14 protein-coding genes and 1 tRNA gene are annotated in these 18,599 nt (G+C 69.0%); 12 read left to right on the top strand and 3 right to left on the bottom strand.

Annotation, left to right across the window (positions count from 1 at the left end; all coding sequences use genetic code 11):
- Positions 1-91: 91 nt before the first annotated feature.
- A complete protein-coding gene (gene polA, locus ACFW48_RS28775; protein WP_386319399.1) occupies positions 92-2,818 on the bottom strand; it encodes a DNA polymerase I in 2,727 nt (908 codons plus the stop codon).
- Positions 2,819-3,050: 232 nt separating this feature from the next.
- Here polA and ACFW48_RS28770 point away from each other — a divergent pair, with 232 nt between their 5' ends.
- From ACFW48_RS28770 to ACFW48_RS28730, 9 genes are all read left to right on the top strand, one after another.
- Positions 3,051-5,330, top strand: coding sequence for an FdhF/YdeP family oxidoreductase (locus tag ACFW48_RS28770; protein WP_386319396.1), 2,280 nt, complete (start codon positions 3,051-3,053; stop codon positions 5,328-5,330).
- 79 nt (positions 5,331-5,409) lie between these two features.
- Complete coding sequence (locus tag ACFW48_RS28765) at positions 5,410-5,898, top strand: PaaI family thioesterase (protein WP_386319393.1); 489 nt, start codon at positions 5,410-5,412, stop codon at positions 5,896-5,898.
- Between the two features lie 313 nt (positions 5,899-6,211).
- The gene (locus ACFW48_RS28760) at positions 6,212-6,682 is read left to right on the top strand and encodes a hypothetical protein (protein WP_386319392.1); all 471 of its coding nucleotides are present in this window, start codon (positions 6,212-6,214) and stop codon (positions 6,680-6,682) included.
- Positions 6,679-7,278, top strand: coding sequence for a Tat pathway signal sequence domain protein (locus ACFW48_RS28755; protein WP_386319437.1), 600 nt, complete (start codon positions 6,679-6,681; stop codon positions 7,276-7,278). Before ACFW48_RS28760 ends, ACFW48_RS28755 begins: the two co-directional genes overlap by 4 nt.
- Positions 7,279-7,565: 287 nt before the next feature.
- Entirely contained in the window at positions 7,566-8,804 is a 1,239-nt protein-coding gene (locus tag ACFW48_RS28750; protein WP_386319390.1) for a branched-chain amino acid ABC transporter substrate-binding protein, read from the top strand.
- Between the two features lie 121 nt (positions 8,805-8,925).
- Positions 8,926-9,858: a branched-chain amino acid ABC transporter permease gene (locus ACFW48_RS28745; RefSeq protein WP_386319387.1), complete on the top strand. Its 933-nt coding sequence runs from the start codon at positions 8,926-8,928 to the stop codon at positions 9,856-9,858.
- Positions 9,859-9,863: 5 nt separating this feature from the next.
- On the top strand, positions 9,864-11,687 hold the full coding sequence (locus ACFW48_RS28740; RefSeq protein ID WP_386319384.1) for a branched-chain amino acid ABC transporter permease: 1,824 nt from the start codon (positions 9,864-9,866) through the stop codon (positions 11,685-11,687).
- 5 nt (positions 11,688-11,692) lie between these two features.
- Entirely contained in the window at positions 11,693-12,610 is a 918-nt protein-coding gene (locus tag ACFW48_RS28735; RefSeq protein WP_386319382.1) for an ABC transporter ATP-binding protein, read from the top strand.
- Positions 12,607-13,323 (top strand): ABC transporter ATP-binding protein, encoded by a 717-nt coding sequence (locus ACFW48_RS28730; RefSeq protein WP_121746487.1) that lies wholly within the window; start codon positions 12,607-12,609, stop codon positions 13,321-13,323. Before ACFW48_RS28735 ends, ACFW48_RS28730 begins: the two co-directional genes overlap by 4 nt.
- 73 nt (positions 13,324-13,396) lie before the next feature.
- On the opposite strand, the gene ACFW48_RS28725 is transcribed toward ACFW48_RS28730, so the two are convergent.
- Positions 13,397-14,053 carry an ANTAR domain-containing response regulator gene (locus ACFW48_RS28725; protein ID WP_386319379.1) on the bottom strand — a complete coding sequence of 219 codons (657 nt, stop codon included), beginning with the start codon at positions 14,051-14,053 and terminating at the stop codon, positions 13,397-13,399.
- A gap of 101 nt (positions 14,054-14,154) precedes the next feature.
- Here ACFW48_RS28725 and ACFW48_RS28720 point away from each other — a divergent pair.
- A tRNA-Leu gene (locus ACFW48_RS28720) sits at positions 14,155-14,229 on the top strand.
- 106 nt (positions 14,230-14,335) lie between these two features.
- Positions 14,336-15,112, top strand: a complete 777-nt coding sequence (locus ACFW48_RS28715; RefSeq protein WP_386319376.1) for a transcriptional regulator — start codon at positions 14,336-14,338, stop codon at positions 15,110-15,112.
- Positions 15,113-15,123: 11 nt separating this feature from the next.
- Here ACFW48_RS28715 and pyk read toward each other — a convergent pair whose 3' ends face one another.
- Positions 15,124-16,560 (bottom strand): pyruvate kinase, encoded by a 1,437-nt coding sequence (gene pyk, locus ACFW48_RS28710; protein WP_386319374.1) that lies wholly within the window; start codon positions 16,558-16,560, stop codon positions 15,124-15,126.
- A gap of 214 nt (positions 16,561-16,774) precedes the next feature.
- On the opposite strand from pyk, the gene ACFW48_RS28705 reads away from it, so the two are divergent.
- The gene (locus ACFW48_RS28705; protein ID WP_386319371.1) at positions 16,775-18,580 is read left to right on the top strand and encodes a bifunctional metallophosphatase/5'-nucleotidase; all 1,806 of its coding nucleotides are present in this window, start codon (positions 16,775-16,777) and stop codon (positions 18,578-18,580) included.
- Positions 18,581-18,599: the final 19 nt, after the last annotated feature.

Raw genomic sequence — 18,599 nt, 5'->3', positions numbered from 1 at the left:
ATCGGAGCAGTCGATCGTCAGCTGCACTGTCATTTCCATGCTCGGAGCATCCCAGGCAGGTCTGACAGGCGATCCGCTTTCACAACAGGCCCTAGTGCGCCGCCGACTCCCAGTCCCGGCCCGCGCCCACCGAGACGCCCAGCGGGACCCTGAGCTGGACGGCGTTGGCCATTTCGCGACGGACGAGTTCCTCCGCCGCCGCGCGCTCGCCGGGGGCGATCTCCAGGACGATTTCGTCGTGGACCTGGAGCAGCATGCGGGACGTGAGGCCGGCCTCGCGCAGCGCCTTGTCGACGTTGAGCATGGCGATCTTGACGATGTCGGCCGCCGTGCCCTGGATCGGCGCGTTCAGGGCCATGCGCTCGGCCGCCTCGCGGCGCTGGCGGTTGTCGCTGTTGAGGTCGGGCAGATAGCGGCGGCGGCCGAAGAGCGTCGCCGTGTAACCAGTCGCCCGTGCCTCGTCGACGACCCGGCGCAGATAGTCGCGTACGCCACCGAACCGCTCGAAGTAGGCGTCCATCAGGCCCCGGGCCTCGGCCGCCTCGATGTTCAGCTGCTGGGAGAGGCCGAAGGCCGACAGGCCGTACGCCAGGCCGTAGGACATCGCCTTGATCTTGCGGCGCATCTCCGCGTCGACCGCGGACTGCTCGACCGAGAAGACCTGCGCGGCGGCGGTGGTGTGCAGGTCCTCGCCCGAGGTGAAGGCCTCGGTCAGGCCCTCGTCCTCGGACAGGTGGGCCATCACCCGCAGCTCGATCTGGCTGTAGTCGGCCGTCATCAGGGACTCGAAGCCCTCGCCGACGACGAAGCCGCGGCGGATGGCTCGGCCCTCGTCGGTGCGGACCGGGATGTTCTGCAGATTCGGGTCCGTGGAGGAGAGGCGGCCGGTCGCGGCGACCGTCTGGTTGAACGTGGTGTGGATGCGGCCGTCCGCGGCGATCGTCTTGATCAGACCCTCCACCGTGACGCGCAGCTTGGCCTGCTCACGGTGACGGAGCATGATCACCGGCAGTTCGTTGTCGGTCTGGGCAGCCAGCCAGGCCAGGGCGTCGGCGTCGGTGGTGTAGCCGGTCTTGGTCTTCTTGGTCTTGGGGAGGTTCAGCTCGCCGAAGAGGACTTCCTGGAGCTGCTTGGGCGAGCCCAGGTTGAACTCCCGTCCGGCCGCCGCGTGCGCCTCCTTCACCGCCTGCTGCACGGCGCCCGCGAACATCTGCTCCATGGCCTGCAGGTGCTCCCGGTCGGCCGCGATGCCGTGCCGCTCCATGCGGGCCAGCAGCGCGGACGTGGGCAACTCCATGTCGCGCAGCAGGTCAGCGGCGCCGACGTCCGCCAGGCGGCCCTCGAAGGCCTCGCCCAGGTCGAGGATGGCGCGGGCCTGCACCATCAGCGCCTCGGCCTCGGCGCCCTCGTCCGCCCCGAAGGCCAGCTGGCCGTCGGCCGCGGCGGCGGGAGCCAGCTCGCGGTGCAGGTACTCCAGGGACAGCGCGTCCAGGTCGAAGGAGCGGCGGCCCGGTTTGACCAGGTAGGCGGCGAGCGCGGTGTCCATGCCGACGCCGGCGACGCTCCAGCCGTGCTCGGCGAAGACGCGCATCGCGCCCTTGGCGTTGTGGAGGACCTTCGGCCGGTCCGCGTCGGACAGCCAGGCCGTGAACGCCGCCTCGTCGGCCTCGTCCACCTCCGTCGGGTCGAACCAGGCGGCCTTGCCGTCGGGCGCGGCGAGCGCGACCTCGGTGACCGAGCCGGTGCCCAGCGCCCAGGTGTCGACCGTGGCGACGCCGAGGGTCTGCGTGCCGTGCTCGGCGAGCCAGCCGGCCAGCTCGCCGGTGCCCAGCACCGTGCCGTCCAGCTCGACGCCGTCCGCCACCACCGGGGCGGCCTCGGCCTCCTCGGCCCCCGGGTCGACGGCGTAGAGCCGCTCGCGCAGCGACGGGTTGCGGATCTCCAGGGTGTCCAGGATCACCGCGACGCCCTTGCGGTCGTACGCGGTCCGCTCCAGGTCGTTGACGGCCTTCGGCAGCTCGACCCGACGCTCCAGCTCGGTGAGCCGGCGGTTGAGCTTGACGGACTCCAGGTGGTCGCGGAGGTTCTGCCCCGCCTTGCCCTTGACCTCGTCGACGCGCTCGACCAGATCGGCGAAGGACCCGAACTGGTTGATCCACTTCGCGGCGGTCTTCTCGCCGACGCCCGGGATGCCCGGGAGGTTGTCGGACGGGTCGCCGCGCAGGGCCGCGAAGTCGGGGTACTGGGCGGGGGTCAGCCCGTACTTCTCGAAGACCTTCTCCGGCGTGAAGCGGGTCAGCTCGGAGACACCCTTGGTCGGATACAGGACCGTGGTGTGCTCACTGACCAGCTGGAAGGAGTCCCGGTCACCGGTGACGATCAGCACGTCGAAGCCCTCGGCCTCGGCCTGTGTGGCGAGCGTGGCGATGACGTCGTCGGCCTCGAAGCCCTCGACGGCGAAGCGCTGCACGTGCATGGCGTCGAGCAGCTCGCCGATCAGCTCGACCTGGCCCTTGAACTCGTCCGGGGTCTTGGATCGGTTCGCCTTGTACTCGGTGAACTCCTCCGAGCGCCAGGTCTTGCGGGAGACGTCGAACGCCACCGCGAAGTGCGTGGGCGCCTCGTCACGCAGCGTGTTGGCCAGCATCGACGCGAAGCCGTAGATCGCGTTGGTCGGCTGGCCCGTCGCGGTCGTGAAATTCTCCGCGGGCAGCGCGAAGAACGCGCGGTACGCCAGGGAGTGCCCGTCCATGAGCATCAGGCGCGGGCGGGCGCCGCCGGAGGTGCTGTCGGTCTTCTTCGCTGCTGTCTCTGCCACGCTCCCGATCCTGCCACGGACCACTGACACTCGGCCCCGCCCTCACCCTGCCGCGCCGGACCGGCCCGGTCGCCCCACCGGTGCGCGCCCGGTCACCCTGCGTCGCGGCCACCCGAGTTGCCGGACGCAAGCATCGCCCGCGGCCTCCGGCCCCCGCCCGGCCACCGTCGATGTCTGTCGGGCGTGCGAGGATCGGAGACGTACCTCACACGTGTACGCGAAGGAGCGCGCGATGGCCACCAAGCCGCCCAAGGGTGATCCGGTTCAGGACGCGCCCCAGGTCACGGAGCCCCAGCACGCGGCGGCGGGCATCCCGGCGATCGGCCACACCCTGCGCATGGCACAGCGGCAGATGGGCGTGAAGCGGACCGCGCTGACCCTGCTGAGTGTCAACCAGAAGGACGGCTTCGACTGCCCGGGCTGCGCCTGGCCGGAGCCGGACCACCGGCACAAGGCGGAGTTCTGTGAGAACGGCGCGAAGGCCGTGGCCGAGGAAGCCACCCTGCGCCGGGTCACCCCGGAGTTCTTCGCCGCGCACTCCGTCGCCGACCTCGCGACCCGCAGCGGCTACTGGCTGGGCCAGCAGGGCCGGCTCACACACCCGGTGTACCTCCCGGAGGGCGGCGAGCACTACGAACCGGTCACCTGGGAGCGCGCCTTCGACATCGTGGCGGAGGAGATCGCGGCCCTGGACTCGCCCGACGAGTCCGTCTTCTACACCTCCGGGCGCACCAGCAACGAGGCGGCCTTCCTCTACCAGCTCTTCGCGCGCGAGCTCGGCACGAACAACCTGCCGGACTGCTCCAACATGTGCCACGAGTCGTCCGGCTCGGCCCTGTCCGAGACCATCGGCATCGGCAAGGGCAGCGTCCTGCTGGAGGACCTCTACAAGTCCGATCTGATCATCGTGGCCGGCCAGAACCCGGGCACCAACCACCCGCGCATGCTCTCCGCCCTGGAGCGGGCCAAGGCGAACGGTGCGAAGATCATCAGCGTCAATCCGCTGCCCGAGGCCGGCCTGGAGCGCTTCAAGAACCCGCAGACCCCCAAGGGGCTCACCGCGGGCGCCGCGCTCACCGACCTGTTCCTGCAGATCCGCCTCGGCGGCGACCAGGCCCTGTTCCGGCTCCTGAACAAGCTGATCCTGGAGACGGAGGGCGCGGTCGACGAAGCCTTCGTCGAGGAACACACGCACGGGTACGAGGAGTTCGCCGAGGCCGCCCGCGCCGCCGACTGGGACGAGACGCTCACGGCGACCGGCCTCACGCGCGCGGAGATCGGGGAAGCGCTGCGCATGGTGCTCGCCTCGAAGCGCACCATCGTGTGCTGGGCGATGGGCCTGACCCAGCACAAGCACTCCGTGCCCACCATCCGCGAGGTCGTGAACTTCCTCCTCCTGCGCGGCAACATCGGCCGTCCGGGCGCGGGCGTCTGCCCGGTGCGCGGCCACTCCAACGTGCAGGGCGACCGCACGATGGGCATCTTCGAGCGCCCCGCGCCCGCCTTCCTGGACGCGCTGGAGAAGGAGTTCGGCTTCGCCCCGCCGCGCGAGCACGGCTACGACGTCGTACGGGCCATCCGCGCGCTGCGCGACGGCGAGGCGAAGGTCTTCTTCGCCATGGGCGGCAACTTCGTCTCCGCCTCCCCCGACACGGAGGTCACCGAGGCGGCCATGCGCCGCGCCCGCCTCACCGTGCACGTCTCGACGAAGCTGAACCGCTCACACGCGGTCACGGGCGCGCGGGCGCTCATCCTGCCGACGCTGGGCCGCACCGAGCGCGACCTCCAGGGCGGCGGCGAACAGTTCGTCACCGTCGAGGACTCCATGGGCATGGTGCACGCGTCCCGGGGCCGGCTGGAGCCCGCGAGCGGGCAGCTGCTGTCCGAGCCGGCGATCGTGTGCCGGCTGGCGCGCCGGGTGCTGGGCGATGACAGCCGCACGCCGTGGGAGGAGTTCGAGAAGGACTACGCGACCATCCGCGACCGCATCGGGCGCGTGATCCCGGGCTTCGAGGACTTCAACGCGCGCGTGGCGCACCCCGGGGGCTTCGCCCTCCCCCACGCCCCGCGCGACGAGCGCCGCTTCCCGACGGCCACCGGAAAGGCCAACTTCACCGCCGCGCCGATCGAGTACCCCGAGCTGCCCGAGGGGCGGCTGCTGCTCCAGACGCTGCGCTCGCACGACCAGTACAACACCACGATCTACGGTCTGGACGACCGTTACCGGGGCATCAGGAACGGCCGCCGGGTCATCCTGGTCAATCCGGAGGACGCCCGGAAGCTGAACGCCCCGGACGGTTCGTACGTCGACCTGGTCAGCGAGTGGAAGGACGGGGTGGAGCGGCGGGCGCCCGGCTTCCGTGTCGTGCATTATCCGACGGCCCGGGGCTGCGCGGCCGCGTACTACCCGGAGACCAACGTCCTGGTGCCGCTGGACGCCACCGCGGACACCAGTAACACCCCGGCCAGCAAGTCCGTCGTCGTCCGTCTGGAACAATCGGCGACCGACTGAGCGTTTGCTCAGTCGAGCCGCCGGCCGCACCGGGCCGGCCGGCGACTCAGGCAGACGGAGCAACGAACGGAGCCGGCCCATGGGCGAGCAGCAGCAGGTGCAGTTCCCGCAGGAGGTCATCGACGAGTACGCCGCGCTCGGCGTCGACCTGCCCGCGCTCTTCTCCGCCGGGCACCTCGGGACGCGCATGGGCGTCCAGATCCTCGAAGCGTCGGCCGACCGCGTCGTCGGCACCATGCCGGTGGAGGGCAACACCCAGCCGTACGGGCTGCTGCACGGTGGGGCCTCGGCCGTGCTGGCCGAGACGCTCGGTTCGGTCGGCTCGATGCTGCACGGCGGCAGCACCAAGATCGCCGTCGGCGTCGACCTGAACTGCACCCACCACCGCGGGGCCCGCTCCGGTCTCGTCACCGGCGTGGCCACGCCGGTGCACCGGGGCCGGTCGACGGCGACGTACGAGATCGTGATCAGCGACGAGCAGGACCGCCGCGTGTGCACCGCCCGGCTGACCTGCCTGCTGCGGGACGTGAACCCGGGCGACGGCGAGCAGGCCGGCGCGACAGGCTGAGCGGCGCGCGGGCGGCCGGGCCCACACCCGGCCGCACATCGCTGACGGTGACCACGTGTCAGGCCACGTATCACTCCCGGCCACGGGGCTGCCGCTGCCCACGGCGTCACTACCGGCCACAGATCGGTGGGCCGCCACCACCGCCCACAGCGTCACACCCGGCCACAGGTTGCCAGCACCGCGCACGACGCCACCCCCGGCCACAGGGCAACCACCGCACACGGCGTCACACCCGGCCACAGGGCCACCGCCGCACACCGTCACACCCGGCCACAGCATTGCTCCCGGCCGCCCGGCGCTCTAGCTTCAGGGCATGGGACGGGGAGAGGCCCCCTGGCCGGGGGCGGCGGCTCGGCGGTTCCGGTTCGCGCCCGGACTGCTCGCTCTCGCGCTGACACTGCCGTCCGTCGCTCTGGCGGTCGGCTGCGGCAACTCCGGCGCCGAAAGGCCCGGTTCCGGCGACACCGCCCGAGCGACCGCGTCGGCATCGGCATCGGCATCGGCATCGGCACAAGGAAGCCTGTCCGGCGAGGAGTTGTGCGCGAGCGCCGTCGGCTACTGGGCACACGAGATACTGGCCGGCAGCACCCCCTACGGCGACTACCAGTCGATGGGACTGTCCAACCCGCAGTACGACATCCTGCGGGAGGTCGTGGACGCCGCACAGGCCACGAAGCGCGACCAAGGACCCCGAGCGGCCGGAGAGCTGATCGACCGCCAGGTACGCGACGCCTGCGCCGATCACTACCGCGACGGCGCCCCGAGCGACGGCCCGTGGCAGTGAGCGGCACCGGTCCCGTCGAGCCGGGCGAGGGCACCCACGTCTGGAGCGGCCCGGACGCTCCCCGGCCGTCCGCCCGGCGCCGTGGACGGCCCGCTCGGTACTACGACCGCCACCGCCGGGCGGTCCTCACGACCGCCGCGGCCGTCGTGGTCCTGGCGGGCGGCGGCTACCTGTACGCCAGCCGACCGCAACCCCCTTCCCCTCCCCCGCCGCCGCACCCTGCCCAGGCGGTCGACCTCGACTACCTGGACGCGGTGCCCGCCCCCGGTGACGACTTCAGCTTCGCAGTGCGACTGAGCGTGCGGTCCGGCCCGCCCGTCACCGTGACACGGCTCGACCAGCCCTACGCCGGCATCTCGATGACTTCGTCCCCCACCGCGCCTTTCCAGACAAAGGCGCATTCCGCCCGCAAGATCATCGTCACTCTTCGGGTGACGGAATGCGCAAAAGCGCCGCGGAACCTCGCGCTCCCTTTCCTGCAAGTAACGCTGCGTAATACGCGCGCAATACAAGCCCACAGTTTCATCCTGGGGACGCACTATGCACGGGACCTCTCCCAGGCCCTTGAGGTCGCCTGCCGCAACGAATCCAGGTAATCACCAAAACGCCCCAGACGCCTGAACGCGGGCCGTCGGTCCTGCGAGTTCTCACCATGCGGACAGGGCGAATCGGACGGAATTCCGCACTTCTTCCCAGCCAGTACCGCTCTGCATTACCCCGTGTCATAACAAGAGCGTCACAGCCTGAGTCAGACCCTCCTCCACGTTCCCCACACACGCTTAGAGTCACGGCCAGTCACCGCGCCGTCCGATTGTCACTTCGGCCCAGCGCTCGACTCGGCCGCCTCCACGGGGAAGTGGCTGTGCCAGGGAAAGGACTGATCGTGCGTCAACGTTCGCTCATCGCCATCACCGCCGCTCTGGCGGCGGGAGCACTCACCCTCACCGCCTGCGGCTCGCGCGACGACGACGGCGGCTCGGACTCCGGCAACGGCGGCGGCGGTGGCACCACCGTCGTCATCGGCGTCGACGCCCCGCTGACCGGCGACCTGTCCGCGCTGGGCCTCGGCATCAAGAACTCGGCGGACCTCGCGGCCAAGACCGCCAACAAGGACAAGCACGTCGAGGGCATAACCTTCAAGGTCCAAGCCCTCGACGACCAGGGCCAGCCCTCCGTGGGCCAGCAGAACGCCAGCCAGTTCGTCGCCGACGACAAGGTCCTCGGCGTGGTCGGCCCGCTGAACTCCTCGGTCGGCGAGTCCATGCAGCAGGTCTTCGAGTCCGGCAACATGGCCCTGGTCTCCCCGGCCAACACCGGCCCCTCGCTGACCCAGGGCCCCGACTGGCGCACGGAGAAGAAGCGCCCGTTCAAGACCTACTTCCGCACCGCGACCACCGACGCCATCCAGGGCCCGTTCGCCGCGCAGTACGTCTTCAACGACTTCAAGAAGAAGAAAGCCTTCGTCATCGACGACAAGAAGACCTACGGCGCCGGTCTCGCCGGCACCTTCACCGACGAGTTCAAGAAGCTCGGCGGCCAGGTCGTCGGTACCGAGCACATCAACCCGGACACCAAGGACTTCTCCGCGGTCGCCACCAAGGTCAAGAACTCGGGCGCCGACGTCGTCTACTACGGCGGCGAATACCCGCAGGCCGGCCCGCTCAGCAAGCAGATCAAGGGCACCGGCGCCAAGATTCCGCTGGTCGGCGGTGACGGCATCTACAGCGCCGACTTCATCAAGCTCGCCGGCGCCAGCGGTACCGGTGACCTGGCCACCTCCGTCGGCGCGCCCGTCGAGGAGCTGCCCTCGGCCAAGGAGTTCGTCGCCAACTACAAGTCCGCGGGCTACAAGGAGCCCTTCGAGGCCTACGGCGGCTACTCCTACGACTCCGCCTGGGCCATCATCGAGGCCGTCAAGACGGTCGTCGAGAAGAACGACGGCAAGCTCCCCGACGACGCCCGTGCCCAGGTCGTCGAGGCCATGCAGAACGTCTCCTTCGACGGAGTGACCGGCAAGGTCTCCTTCGACGAGTTCGGTGACGCCACCAACAAGCAGCTGACCGTCTACGCCGTCGAGAACGGCGACTGGAAGGCCGTGAAGTCCGGCACCTACACCGGCTGAGTCGTCCGACGAGACACCCGCACCACTCAAGAGCCGCGCGGGGCGCTGTTCCACAGGCGCCCCGCGCGGACTCACACCCGGCCACATCCGTCGAACATCCGAACCTCTCGGAGGACATGCGGTGAACGAACTGCCGCAGCAGCTGGTCAACGGCCTGCTACTGGGATCCATGTACGGGCTGATCGCCATTGGCTACACGATGGTCTACGGCATCGTCCAGCTCATCAACTTCGCCCACGGCGAGATCTTCATGACCGGTGCCTTCGGCGCGCTCACGGTCTACATCTACATCCTGCCCGACGGCACCTCCATGCTGATCGCCCTGCCCCTGATGATCCTCGGCGCCGTGATCGTCTCGGTGACCGTCGCCATCGGGGCTGAACGTTTCGCCTATCGCCCCCTGCGCGGTGGCCCCCGCCTCGCCCCGCTCATCACCGCCATCGGCCTCTCGCTCGCCCTCCAGCAGGCGATCTGGGCCTGGTACCCCGACGCGAAGTCCGCCCGCACCTTCCCGCAGATCGAGGGCGGCCCCTTCCACATCGGCAGCATCACCCTGCAGACCGGCAGCATCTTCCTGCTCATCGCCGCCCCCGTCAGCATGGCCTTCCTCGGCTACTTCGTCATGAAGACCCGCACCGGACGCGGCATGCAGGCCACCGCCCAGGACCCCGACACCGCCAAGCTGATGGGCGTCAACACCGACCGCATCATCGTGATCGCGTTCGCCCTCGGCGCCGTGTTCGCCGCCATCGGCGGAGTCGCGTACGGCCTGGAATACGGCCACGTCGACTTCAAAATGGGCTTCATCCTCGGACTGAAGGCCTTCACCGCGGCCGTCCTCGGCGGCATCGGCAACATCTACGGCGCCATGATCGGCGGTGTCGTCCTCGGCGTCGCCGAAACCCTGGCCACCGCCTACATCGGCGACATCCCCGGCCTGGGCCAGTTCGGCAGCCAGTCCTGGGCGGACGTCTGGGCCTTCATCCTCCTCATCCTTGTGCTGTTGTTCAGGCCACAGGGCCTGCTCGGCGAGCGCGTCGCGGACAGGGCGTGACACCGATGACCACACAAACCACCGAGAAGACCACGAACACCCCCGTCACCGGCGCGGCGACCGGCCTCATCGGCATCCCACCGCACCTCGGACGCGCCCTCGCCACCGGCGGCGGCCTCCTCACCATCGTCTCCACCTTCCTCGCCTGGACCTGGACCGCCGCGTTCCCCGGCGACCTCACGGTCTACGGCTACCCGGGCGGCCTCCAGGTCCTCGTCCTCATCGGCGGCGCCCTGACCACCCTCTTCGGCCTCTCCTCATACGGCGTCAAAGGCCTCCGCTGGCTCACCCCCGCCGGCGCCGACGCCGCACTGAGGTTCGCCGCGCTCGCCACCTTCGCGACCACCTGGTACACCGTCCTCGCCATCAGCCTCCAGCTCGGCGGCCTCGTCAACCTCGAACCCGGCGCCTACATCGCGGCGATCGTCACCCTCGTAGCCCTCCTCGGCGCCCTCGCACTCCCCTTCGAACGCCCCGCGCCCGACCCCATCGACCCCGACGAGACCGGCTGGGACCTCGCCAAGCACCGCGCGGGCCACGGCTGGCAGACCATCAAGGCCGCCTTCGCCGCCGGCGAGCCCGGCCCCGTACGCGCCCTGCCCTCCTACGCCGAGATCCTCATCATCGTCGCGGTCCTCACCGTCTGCCTCACCGTCTTCACCTACGGCATCGGCACCGAGTACGACGAACTCTTCGTCGGCTTCCTGATCACCGCCGGGTTCGGCTTCGCAGCCGCCCACAAGGCGGGCCTCATCCGCCAGGCCACCCAGATCACCGCACGGCACCAGACCATCACCATCTGGGGCGCCTTCGTCGCCGCGGCACTGTTCCCCTTCACCCAGACCGACGACCAGTACGCCACCATCGGCGTCTACATCCTCATCTTCGCCACCGTCGCCCTGGGCCTCAACATCGTCGTCGGCCTCGCCGGCCTCCTCGACCTCGGCTACGTCGCCTTCCTCGGCGTCGGCGCCTACGCCGCCGCCCTGGTCTCCGGCTCGCCCAGCTCGCCCTTCGGCGTCCACTTCCCCTTCTGGGCCGCCGTCCTCGTCGGCGCCGCCGCCTCACTGATCTTCGGCGTACTGATCGGCGCCCCGACCCTGCGGCTGCGCGGCGACTACCTCGCCATCGTGACCCTCGGCTTCGGAGAGATCTTCCGCATCGCCGTCCTCAACATGGACGGCACCTCCGGGCCCGACATCACCAACGGCTCCAACGGCATCTCGGCCGTGCCGGACCTGAAGATCCTCGGATTCGACCTCGGCGCCCGGCACGACATCCTCGGCGTCACCATCGGCCGATTCGCCAACTACTTCTTCCTGATGCTGATCATCACCGCCGTCGTCGTCCTCGTCTTCCGACGCAGCAGCGACTCCCGCATCGGCCGGGCCTGGGTCGCCATCCGCGAGGACGAGACCGCCGCCCTCGCCATGGGCATCAACGGCTTCCGCGTCAAGCTCATCGCGTTCGCCGTGGGCGCCGCCCTCGCCGGCCTCGCCGGCACCGTCCAGGCACACGTCACCTACACCGTCACTCCCGAGCAGTACCTCTTCGCCGGTACAACACCGCCCAACTCCGCGTTCCTGCTCGCCGCGGTCGTCCTCGGCGGCATGGGCACCATCGGCGGACCCCTCCTCGGCGCCGCACTGCTCTTCCTCATCCCCAACAAGCTCCAGTTCCTCGGCGACTACCAGCTCCTCGCCTTCGGACTCGCGCTCGTCCTGCTCATGCGGTTCCGCCCCGAAGGCCTCATCCCCAACCGGCGCCGCCAACTGGAATTCCACGACAAGGCCGAAGCGCCCGCAGTCCTCGGCAAGACAGGGGCCTGACCACCATGACCACCGACACCACCACCAAGGACACCACCCCGGGCGCCCCTGCCCCCGGCACCACCGTCCTCGACGCACGCGGCGTCACCATGCGCTTCGGCGGCCTCACCGCCGTCAACGGCGTGGACCTCACCGTCAACAGCGGCGAGATCGTCGGCCTCATCGGCCCCAACGGCGCCGGCAAGACCACCTTCTTCAACTGCCTGACCGGCCTCTACACACCCACCGAGGGCGAAGTCCGCTACAAGGGCCAGGTGCTGCCCGCCAAGTCCTTCAAGGTGACGGCCGCCGGCATCGCCCGAACCTTCCAGAACATCCGCCTGTTCGCCAACATGACAGTCCTGGAGAACGTCCTCGTCGGCCGCCACACCCGCACCAAGGAAGGCTTCTGGTCAGCCGTCCTGCGCGGCCCCGGCTTCCACAAGGCCGAGGCCACCTCCCGCGAACGCGCCATGGAACTCCTGGAGTTCGTCGGCCTCGCCCCCAAGGCCGACCACCTCGCCCGGAACCTGCCCTACGGCGAGCAGCGCAAGCTGGAAATCGCCCGCGCCCTCGCCAGCGAACCGGGCCTGCTCCTCCTGGACGAGCCGACGGCCGGCATGAATCCCCAGGAGACACGAGCCACCGAGGAACTCGTCTTCGCCATCCGCGACCAGGGCATCGCCGTCCTCGTCATCGAGCACGACATGCGCTTCATCTTCAACCTCTGCGACCGCGTCGCCGTCCTCGTACAAGGCGAGAAGCTCATCGAGGGCGACAGCGCGACCGTCCAGGGCGACGAGCGGGTCATCGCCGCCTACCTCGGCGAACCCCTCGCGAACGACCCCGGCGCCGCCGAAGCAGCCGAAGTGGAAGCCGCCGAGGCCCACGCCCAGGCCGACACCACCACGGACACCGCGGCCGGCAAGGAGAACGACCGATGACCGCACTCCTCGAGGTCGAGGACCTCCGCGTCGCCTACGGCAAGATCGAAGCCGTCAAAGGCATCTCGTTCAAAGTCGACGCCGGCGAAGTCGTCACCCTCATCGGCACCAACGGCGCCGGCAAAACCACCACCCTGCGCACCCTCTCCGGCCTCCTCAAGCCGGTCGGCGGACAGATCAAGTTCGGCGGCAAGTCACTCAAGAAGGTCCCCGCACACCAGGTCGTCTCCCTGGGGCTCGCCCACTCCCCCGAGGGCCGCCACATCTTCCCCCGCATGACCATCGAGGACAACCTCCGCCTCGGCGCCTTCCTGCGCAACGACAAACCAGGCATCGAGAAAGACATCCAGCGCGCCTACGACCTCTTCCCCATCCTCGGCGAACGCCGGAAGCAGGCCGCGGGCACCCTCTCCGGCGGCGAACAGCAGATGCTCGCCATGGGCCGCGCCCTGATGTCCCAGCCCAAACTCCTCATGCTCGACGAACCCTCCATGGGCCTCTCACCGATCATGATGCAGAAGATCATGACGACGGTCGCCGAGCTGAAGTCCCAGGGCACCACCATCCTGCTCGTCGAGCAGAACGCCCAGGCCGCCCTCTCCCTCGCCGACCACGGCCACGTCATGGAAGTCGGCAACATCGTCCTGTCCGGCAGCGGCCAGGACCTCCTCCACGACGAATCGGTCCGCAAGGCCTACCTCGGCGAGGACTGAGCCGACAGCCGTACGACGAGGCCCGCGCCCCCAGTGGGGACGCGGGCCTCGTTCATGGTCCGGGCGCGGGTGCTCAGCCCTTGGACGCCTTCTTCTCCTCGGCGTCCTGGATGACCGCCTCGGCCACCTGCTGCATCGACATCCGCCGGTCCATCGACGTCTTCTGAATCCACCGGAACGCCGCCGGCTCCGTCAGGCCGTACTCCGTCTGCAACACCGACTTCGCGCGGTCCACCAGCTTCCGCGTCTCCAGCCGCAGACTGAGGTCCGCGACCTCCTTCTCCAGCGCCTTCAACTCCGTGAACCGCGAGACGGCCATCTCGATCGCCGGAACGACGTCACTCTTGCTGAACGGCTTCACCAGGTACGCCATCGCCCCGGCGTCCCGGGCCCGCTCCACCAGGTCGCGCTGCGAGAACGCGGTCAGCATCAACACCGGCGCGATGCTCTCCTCGGCGATCTTCTCGGCCGCCGAGATGCCGTCCAGCTTGGGCATCTTCACATCGAGGATCACCAGGTCCGGCTTGTGCTCCCGGGCCAGCTCCACGGCCTCCTCACCGTCACCGGCCTCACCGACGACGGAGTACCCCTCCTCCTCCAGCATCTCTTTGAGATCCAGCCGGATCAGGGCCTCGTCCTCGGCGATGACAACACGGGTCGTCAGCGGGGGCACGTGCGACTTGTCGTCTTCGGGCACGTCAGCGGGCTGGGGCGACTCGGGGGCGGTCACGTGGGGCTCCTCGTTCGGGGCAGGGGTACTGCTGACAAGAGACTACCTAGCTGCGGTAAGGTGGACGCGCGGAGGGTCAGGGGAAACCTTTGATTCTGCGGGCCCCGGTAGCCCAATTGGCAGCAGGCAATGGATTCAAAACCCATACAGTGTCGGTTCGAGTCCGACCCGGGGCACTTTTCCTTGTTTTCCAAGGTTACCGTCAGCAAGTGGACGTCCACGTTCTCGTGAACATCCACTTTTTGCTGTGCGCCTCTGCGGCCATCGCCACAGGATGGCCGCATGTACGACACCAGCACACGCAAGCGCGCACTGGCACTGGTGGCACAAGGACGGAGTCTGAACTCCGTCAGCAAAGAGATCGGCATATCTCGCTCCGCCATCCGCTCGTGGCAGACGCGCATCGAGCCTCTGCCGCGCATGCGGCAGACCTCCTGCTCGCGGTGCGGTCCGACGGCCGATCCGCCTGAAGACGAATCGGCATACGCCTACCTACTCGGCCTCTATCTCGGCGATGGCTGCATCAGTCCCGGCATGAGGTCCGGCTACTTCCTCCGCATCGCGTGCGCCGACGCATGGCCCGGCCTCATCGAGGCTTGCACTGCCGCCATCACAGCCGTCAACCCCAGCGGAAAGGCCTCCCAAGTCCAAGCAGTCGGATACACCTCTGTGGTCGGCTACAGCGGGCACTGGCCCTGCTTCTTTCCCCAACACGGACCCGGTAAGAAGCACGATCGCCGAATCACGCTCGAAGCCTGGCAGCAGGGGATCGTCGACGCTCACCCCTGGGACTTCATTCGCGGCCTGATCCACTCCGACGGCTGCCGTATCACCAACTGGACCACGAAGACCGTCGGCGGCGTGCGCAAGCGCTACGAGTATCCGCGCTACTTCTTCTCCAACAAGTCGGACGACATCCGCAACCTCTTCGCGGGAACCCTCGACAAGGTCGGCGTCGAGTGGACGACCCTCGCCCGAGGCAGCGACCCCTTCAACATCTCCGTCGCCCGCAAAGCCTCCGTAGCTCTCATGGACGCTCACGTCGGACCCAAGTACTGACGACCGACCGGCTACCGGGGACTGTCGTCCTCCCCGATGTGGTGCACTCGGACCAGATTGGTCGTGCCCGACACCCCGGGCGGCGAGCCGGCCGTGATGACCACGACGTCGCCCTTCTCGCAGCGCCCGTAGCGGGTGAGCAGTTCGTCCACCTGGTCGACCATCGCGTCCGTGGAGTCCACGTGGGGGCCGAGGAAGGTCTCCACGCCCCAGGTCAGGCTCAGCTGTGAGCGCGTCGCCGGCTCGGGGGTGAAGGCGAGCAGCGGGATGGGTGAGCGGTAGCGGGAGAGGCGGCGGACGGTGTCGCCGGACTGGGTGAAGGCGACCAGGTACTTCGCGCCGAGGAAGTCGCCGATCTCCGCTGCCGCGCGGGCGACGGCACCGCCCTGGGTGCGGGGTTTGTTGCGCTCGGTCAGCGGGGGGAGGCCCTTGGCGAGGATGTCCTCCTCGGCCGCCTCGACGATCTTGGCCATCGTCCGCACCGTGTCGGTCGCGTGTTTGCCGACGCTCGTCTCGCCGGACAGCATGACGGCGTCCGTGCCGTCGATGACGGCGTTGGCGACGTCGGAGGCCTCGGCGCGGGTGGGGCGGGCGTTGTCGATCATCGAGTCGAGCATCTGGGTGGCGACGATGACGGGCTTGGCGTTGCGCTTGGCGAGTTTGATGGCGCGCTTTTGGACGATGGGGACCTGTTCGAGGGGCATTTCGACGCCGAGGTCGCCGCGGGCGACCATGATGCCGTCGAAGGCGGCGACGATGTCCTCGATGTTCTCCACGGCCTGGGGTTTCTCGACCTTGGCGATGACGGGGAGGCGGCGGCCCTCGTCGTCCATGATGCGGTGGACGTCGAGGACGTCTCGTCCGCTGCGGACGAAGGAGAGGGCGATGGCGTCGAAGCCGTTCCTGAGCGCCCAGCGCAGGTCGTCCTCGTCCTTTTTGGAGAGGGCGGGGACGGAGACGGCGACGCCGGGGAGGTTGAGGCCCTTGTGGTCGGAGACCATGCCGCCCTCGATCACCGTCGTACGCACCCTGGGGCCGTCGACGTCGGTGACCTCCAGGCAGACCTTGCCGTCGTCGACGAGGACGCGTTCGCCGGGGGTGACGTCGGTGGCGAGGCCCGCGTAGGTGGTGCCGCAGGTGTGGCGGTCGCCGTGGACGCCTTCTTCGACGGTGATGGTGAAGGTGTCGCCGCGTTCAAGGAGTACGGGCCCTTCGGCGAAGTGGCCGAGCCGGATCTTCGGGCCCTGAAGGTCGGCGAGGGCGCCGACGCTGCGGCCGGTTTCGTCGGACGCTTTTCGGACTCGGTGGTAGCGCTCTTCGTGTTCGGCGTGGGTGCCGTGGCTGAAGTTGAAGCGGGCGATGTCCATTCCGGCGTCGACCAGGTCCTTGATCTGGTCGTACGTGTCGGTGGCGGGCCCAAGAGTGCAGACGATTTTTGCTCGGCGCATGAGTCGAGCCTATGACTTACCGACCGGTAGCGAATTGGCCACGCATGACCACTCAACAACCTTTGAGTAAAGGGCTATTGACAAGTGTTGAATTGTGCACCGGACCGCTCCGATGAGCATTCGAGTCGGCTCTCACCCTTGACAGGCGCCATGTTCAGGACAGAATCTACGCGCGTCGCCAATGTTGTTCACGGGTCACCGAGGAGAGTCAGCCATGCCGTTGAACCGCCGGAAGTTCCTGAGCAGGTCCGCCGTGACGGGGGCGGGTGTCGCGCTGGCCGGCACGGCGGCGGTTCCGGCGGCCGAGGCGGCCTCCGCGCACCGGGGCCGCGGGAAGCCGAAGCGGTACGCGCTGACGGTGCTGGGCACCACCGACCTGCACGGGCACGTCTTCAACTGGGACTACTTCAAGGACGCCGAGTACACGGACGCGGCGGGCAACGCCCAGGGCCTGGCCCGTGTGTCCACGCTGGTGGACCAGGTCCGTGAGGAGAAGGGCCGCCGCAACACGCTGCTGCTGGACGCGGGCGACACCATCCAGGGCACCCCGCTGACGTACTACTACGCGAAGGTCGACCCGATCACCGCCGAGGGCGGCCCGGTGCACCCGATGGCGCAGGCGATGAACGCGATCGGGTACGACGCGGTGGCGCTCGGCAACCACGAGTTCAACTACGGCATCGAGACGCTGCGCAAGTTCGAGGAGCAGTGCGACTTCCCGCTGCTCGGCGCGAACGCGGTGGACGCGAAGACGCTGAAGCCCGCGTTCCCGCCGTACTTCATGAAGACGTTCCGGGTGAAGGGCGCGCCGCCGGTGAAGGTGGCGGTGCTGGGGCTGACCAATCCGGGCATCGCGATCTGGGACAAGGCGTACGTGCAGGGGAAGCTGGCGTTCCCCGGTCTTGAGGAGCAGGCGGCGAAGTGGGTGCCGAAGCTGCGCTCGATGGGCGCGGACGTGGTGGTCGTGTCGGCGCACTCCGGGTCGTCGGGGACGTCCTCCTACGGTGACCAGATTCCGTACGTCGAGAACGCGGCGGCCAACGTGGCCAGGCAGGTGCCGGGCATCGACGCGATCCTCGTGGGTCACGCGCACACGGAGATCGCGGAGCTGAAGGTGGTCAACGAGGGGACCGGGAAGACGGTCGTGCTGTCGGAGCCGCTGTGCTACGCGGAGCGGCTCACCCTCTTCGACTTCGAGCTGGTCTTCGAGCGGGGCCGCTGGCACGTGGAGTCGGTCAAGGCGTCGCTGCGGGACTCCAGCACGGTCGCCGACGACCCGATGATCACGAAGCTGCTGGCGGACGAGCACGCGAAGGTGGTGGCGTACGTCAACCAGGTGGTCGGCACCGCCACCGAGACGCTGACGACGGTGGAGGCGCGCTACAAGGACGCCCCGATCATCGACCTGATCAGCAAGGTTCAGGAGGATGTGGTCAGGGAGGCGCTGGCGGGCACGGAGTACGCGTCGCTGCCGGTGCTGGCGCAGGCCTCGCCCTTCTCCCGGACGTCCGAGATCCCGGCCGGGGACGTGACGATCCGGGACCTGTCGAGCCTGTACGTGTACGACAACACCCTGGTGGCCAAGTTGATGACGGGTGCCCAGCTGCGGGCGTACCTGGAGTACTCGGCGGAGTACTACGTCCGGACGGCGGCGGGTGCGCCGGTGGACGTGGACGAGCTGACCAATGCGGGCGGCCGCCCGGACTACAACTACGACTACGTGTCGGGGCTGACGTACGAGATCGACATCGCGCAGGCGGCCGGGTCGCGTATCAAGAACCTGGCCCACGCCGGGGCTCCGCTGGACGACGCGCAGCAGTTCGTGCTGGCGGTGAACAACTACCGGGCCAATGGCGGCGGCGCCTTCCCGCACGTGGCGTCGGCCAAGGAGCTGTGGGCGGAGTCGACGGAGATCCGCACGCGGATCGCCGAGTGGGCGACGGCGAGGGGCGTGCTGGACCCGAAGGACTTCGCGTCCGTCGACTGGTCGTTGACGCGGGACGGTGTGCCGGTGTTCTGAGTCCGGCTCGGCCGGGGCA

Origin of the sequence: Streptomyces sp. NPDC058812 (genome assembly GCF_042744565.1) — a bacterium.
Classification (GTDB): Bacteria; Actinomycetota; Actinomycetes; order Streptomycetales; family Streptomycetaceae; genus Streptomyces; species Streptomyces thinghirensis.
Note: the sequence above shows the minus strand (reverse complement) of the source record. Positions and strands in the feature narration are given on the sequence as shown.

Bases quoted from the DNA above. Each gene is read 5' to 3' on its own strand.
- ACFW48_RS28770 (WP_386319396.1), top strand. From the start codon at position 3,051: ATGGCCACCAAGCCGCCCAAGGGTGATCCGGTTCAGGACGCGCCCCAG.
- ACFW48_RS28765 (WP_386319393.1), top strand. From the start codon at position 5,410: ATGGGCGAGCAGCAGCAGGTGCAGTTCCCGCAGGAGGTCATCGACGAG.
- ACFW48_RS28760 (WP_386319392.1), top strand. From the start codon at position 6,212: ATGGGACGGGGAGAGGCCCCCTGGCCGGGGGCGGCGGCTCGGCGGTTC.
- ACFW48_RS28740 (WP_386319384.1), top strand. From the start codon at position 9,864: ATGACCACACAAACCACCGAGAAGACCACGAACACCCCCGTCACCGGC.
- ACFW48_RS28735 (WP_386319382.1), top strand. From the start codon at position 11,693: ATGACCACCGACACCACCACCAAGGACACCACCCCGGGCGCCCCTGCC.
- ACFW48_RS28730 (WP_121746487.1), top strand. From the start codon at position 12,607: ATGACCGCACTCCTCGAGGTCGAGGACCTCCGCGTCGCCTACGGCAAG.
- ACFW48_RS28715 (WP_386319376.1), top strand. From the start codon at position 14,336: ATGTACGACACCAGCACACGCAAGCGCGCACTGGCACTGGTGGCACAA.
- pyk (WP_386319374.1), bottom strand. From the start codon at position 16,560: ATGCGCCGAGCAAAAATCGTCTGCACTCTTGGGCCCGCCACCGACACG.
- ACFW48_RS28705 (WP_386319371.1), top strand. From the start codon at position 16,775: ATGCCGTTGAACCGCCGGAAGTTCCTGAGCAGGTCCGCCGTGACGGGG.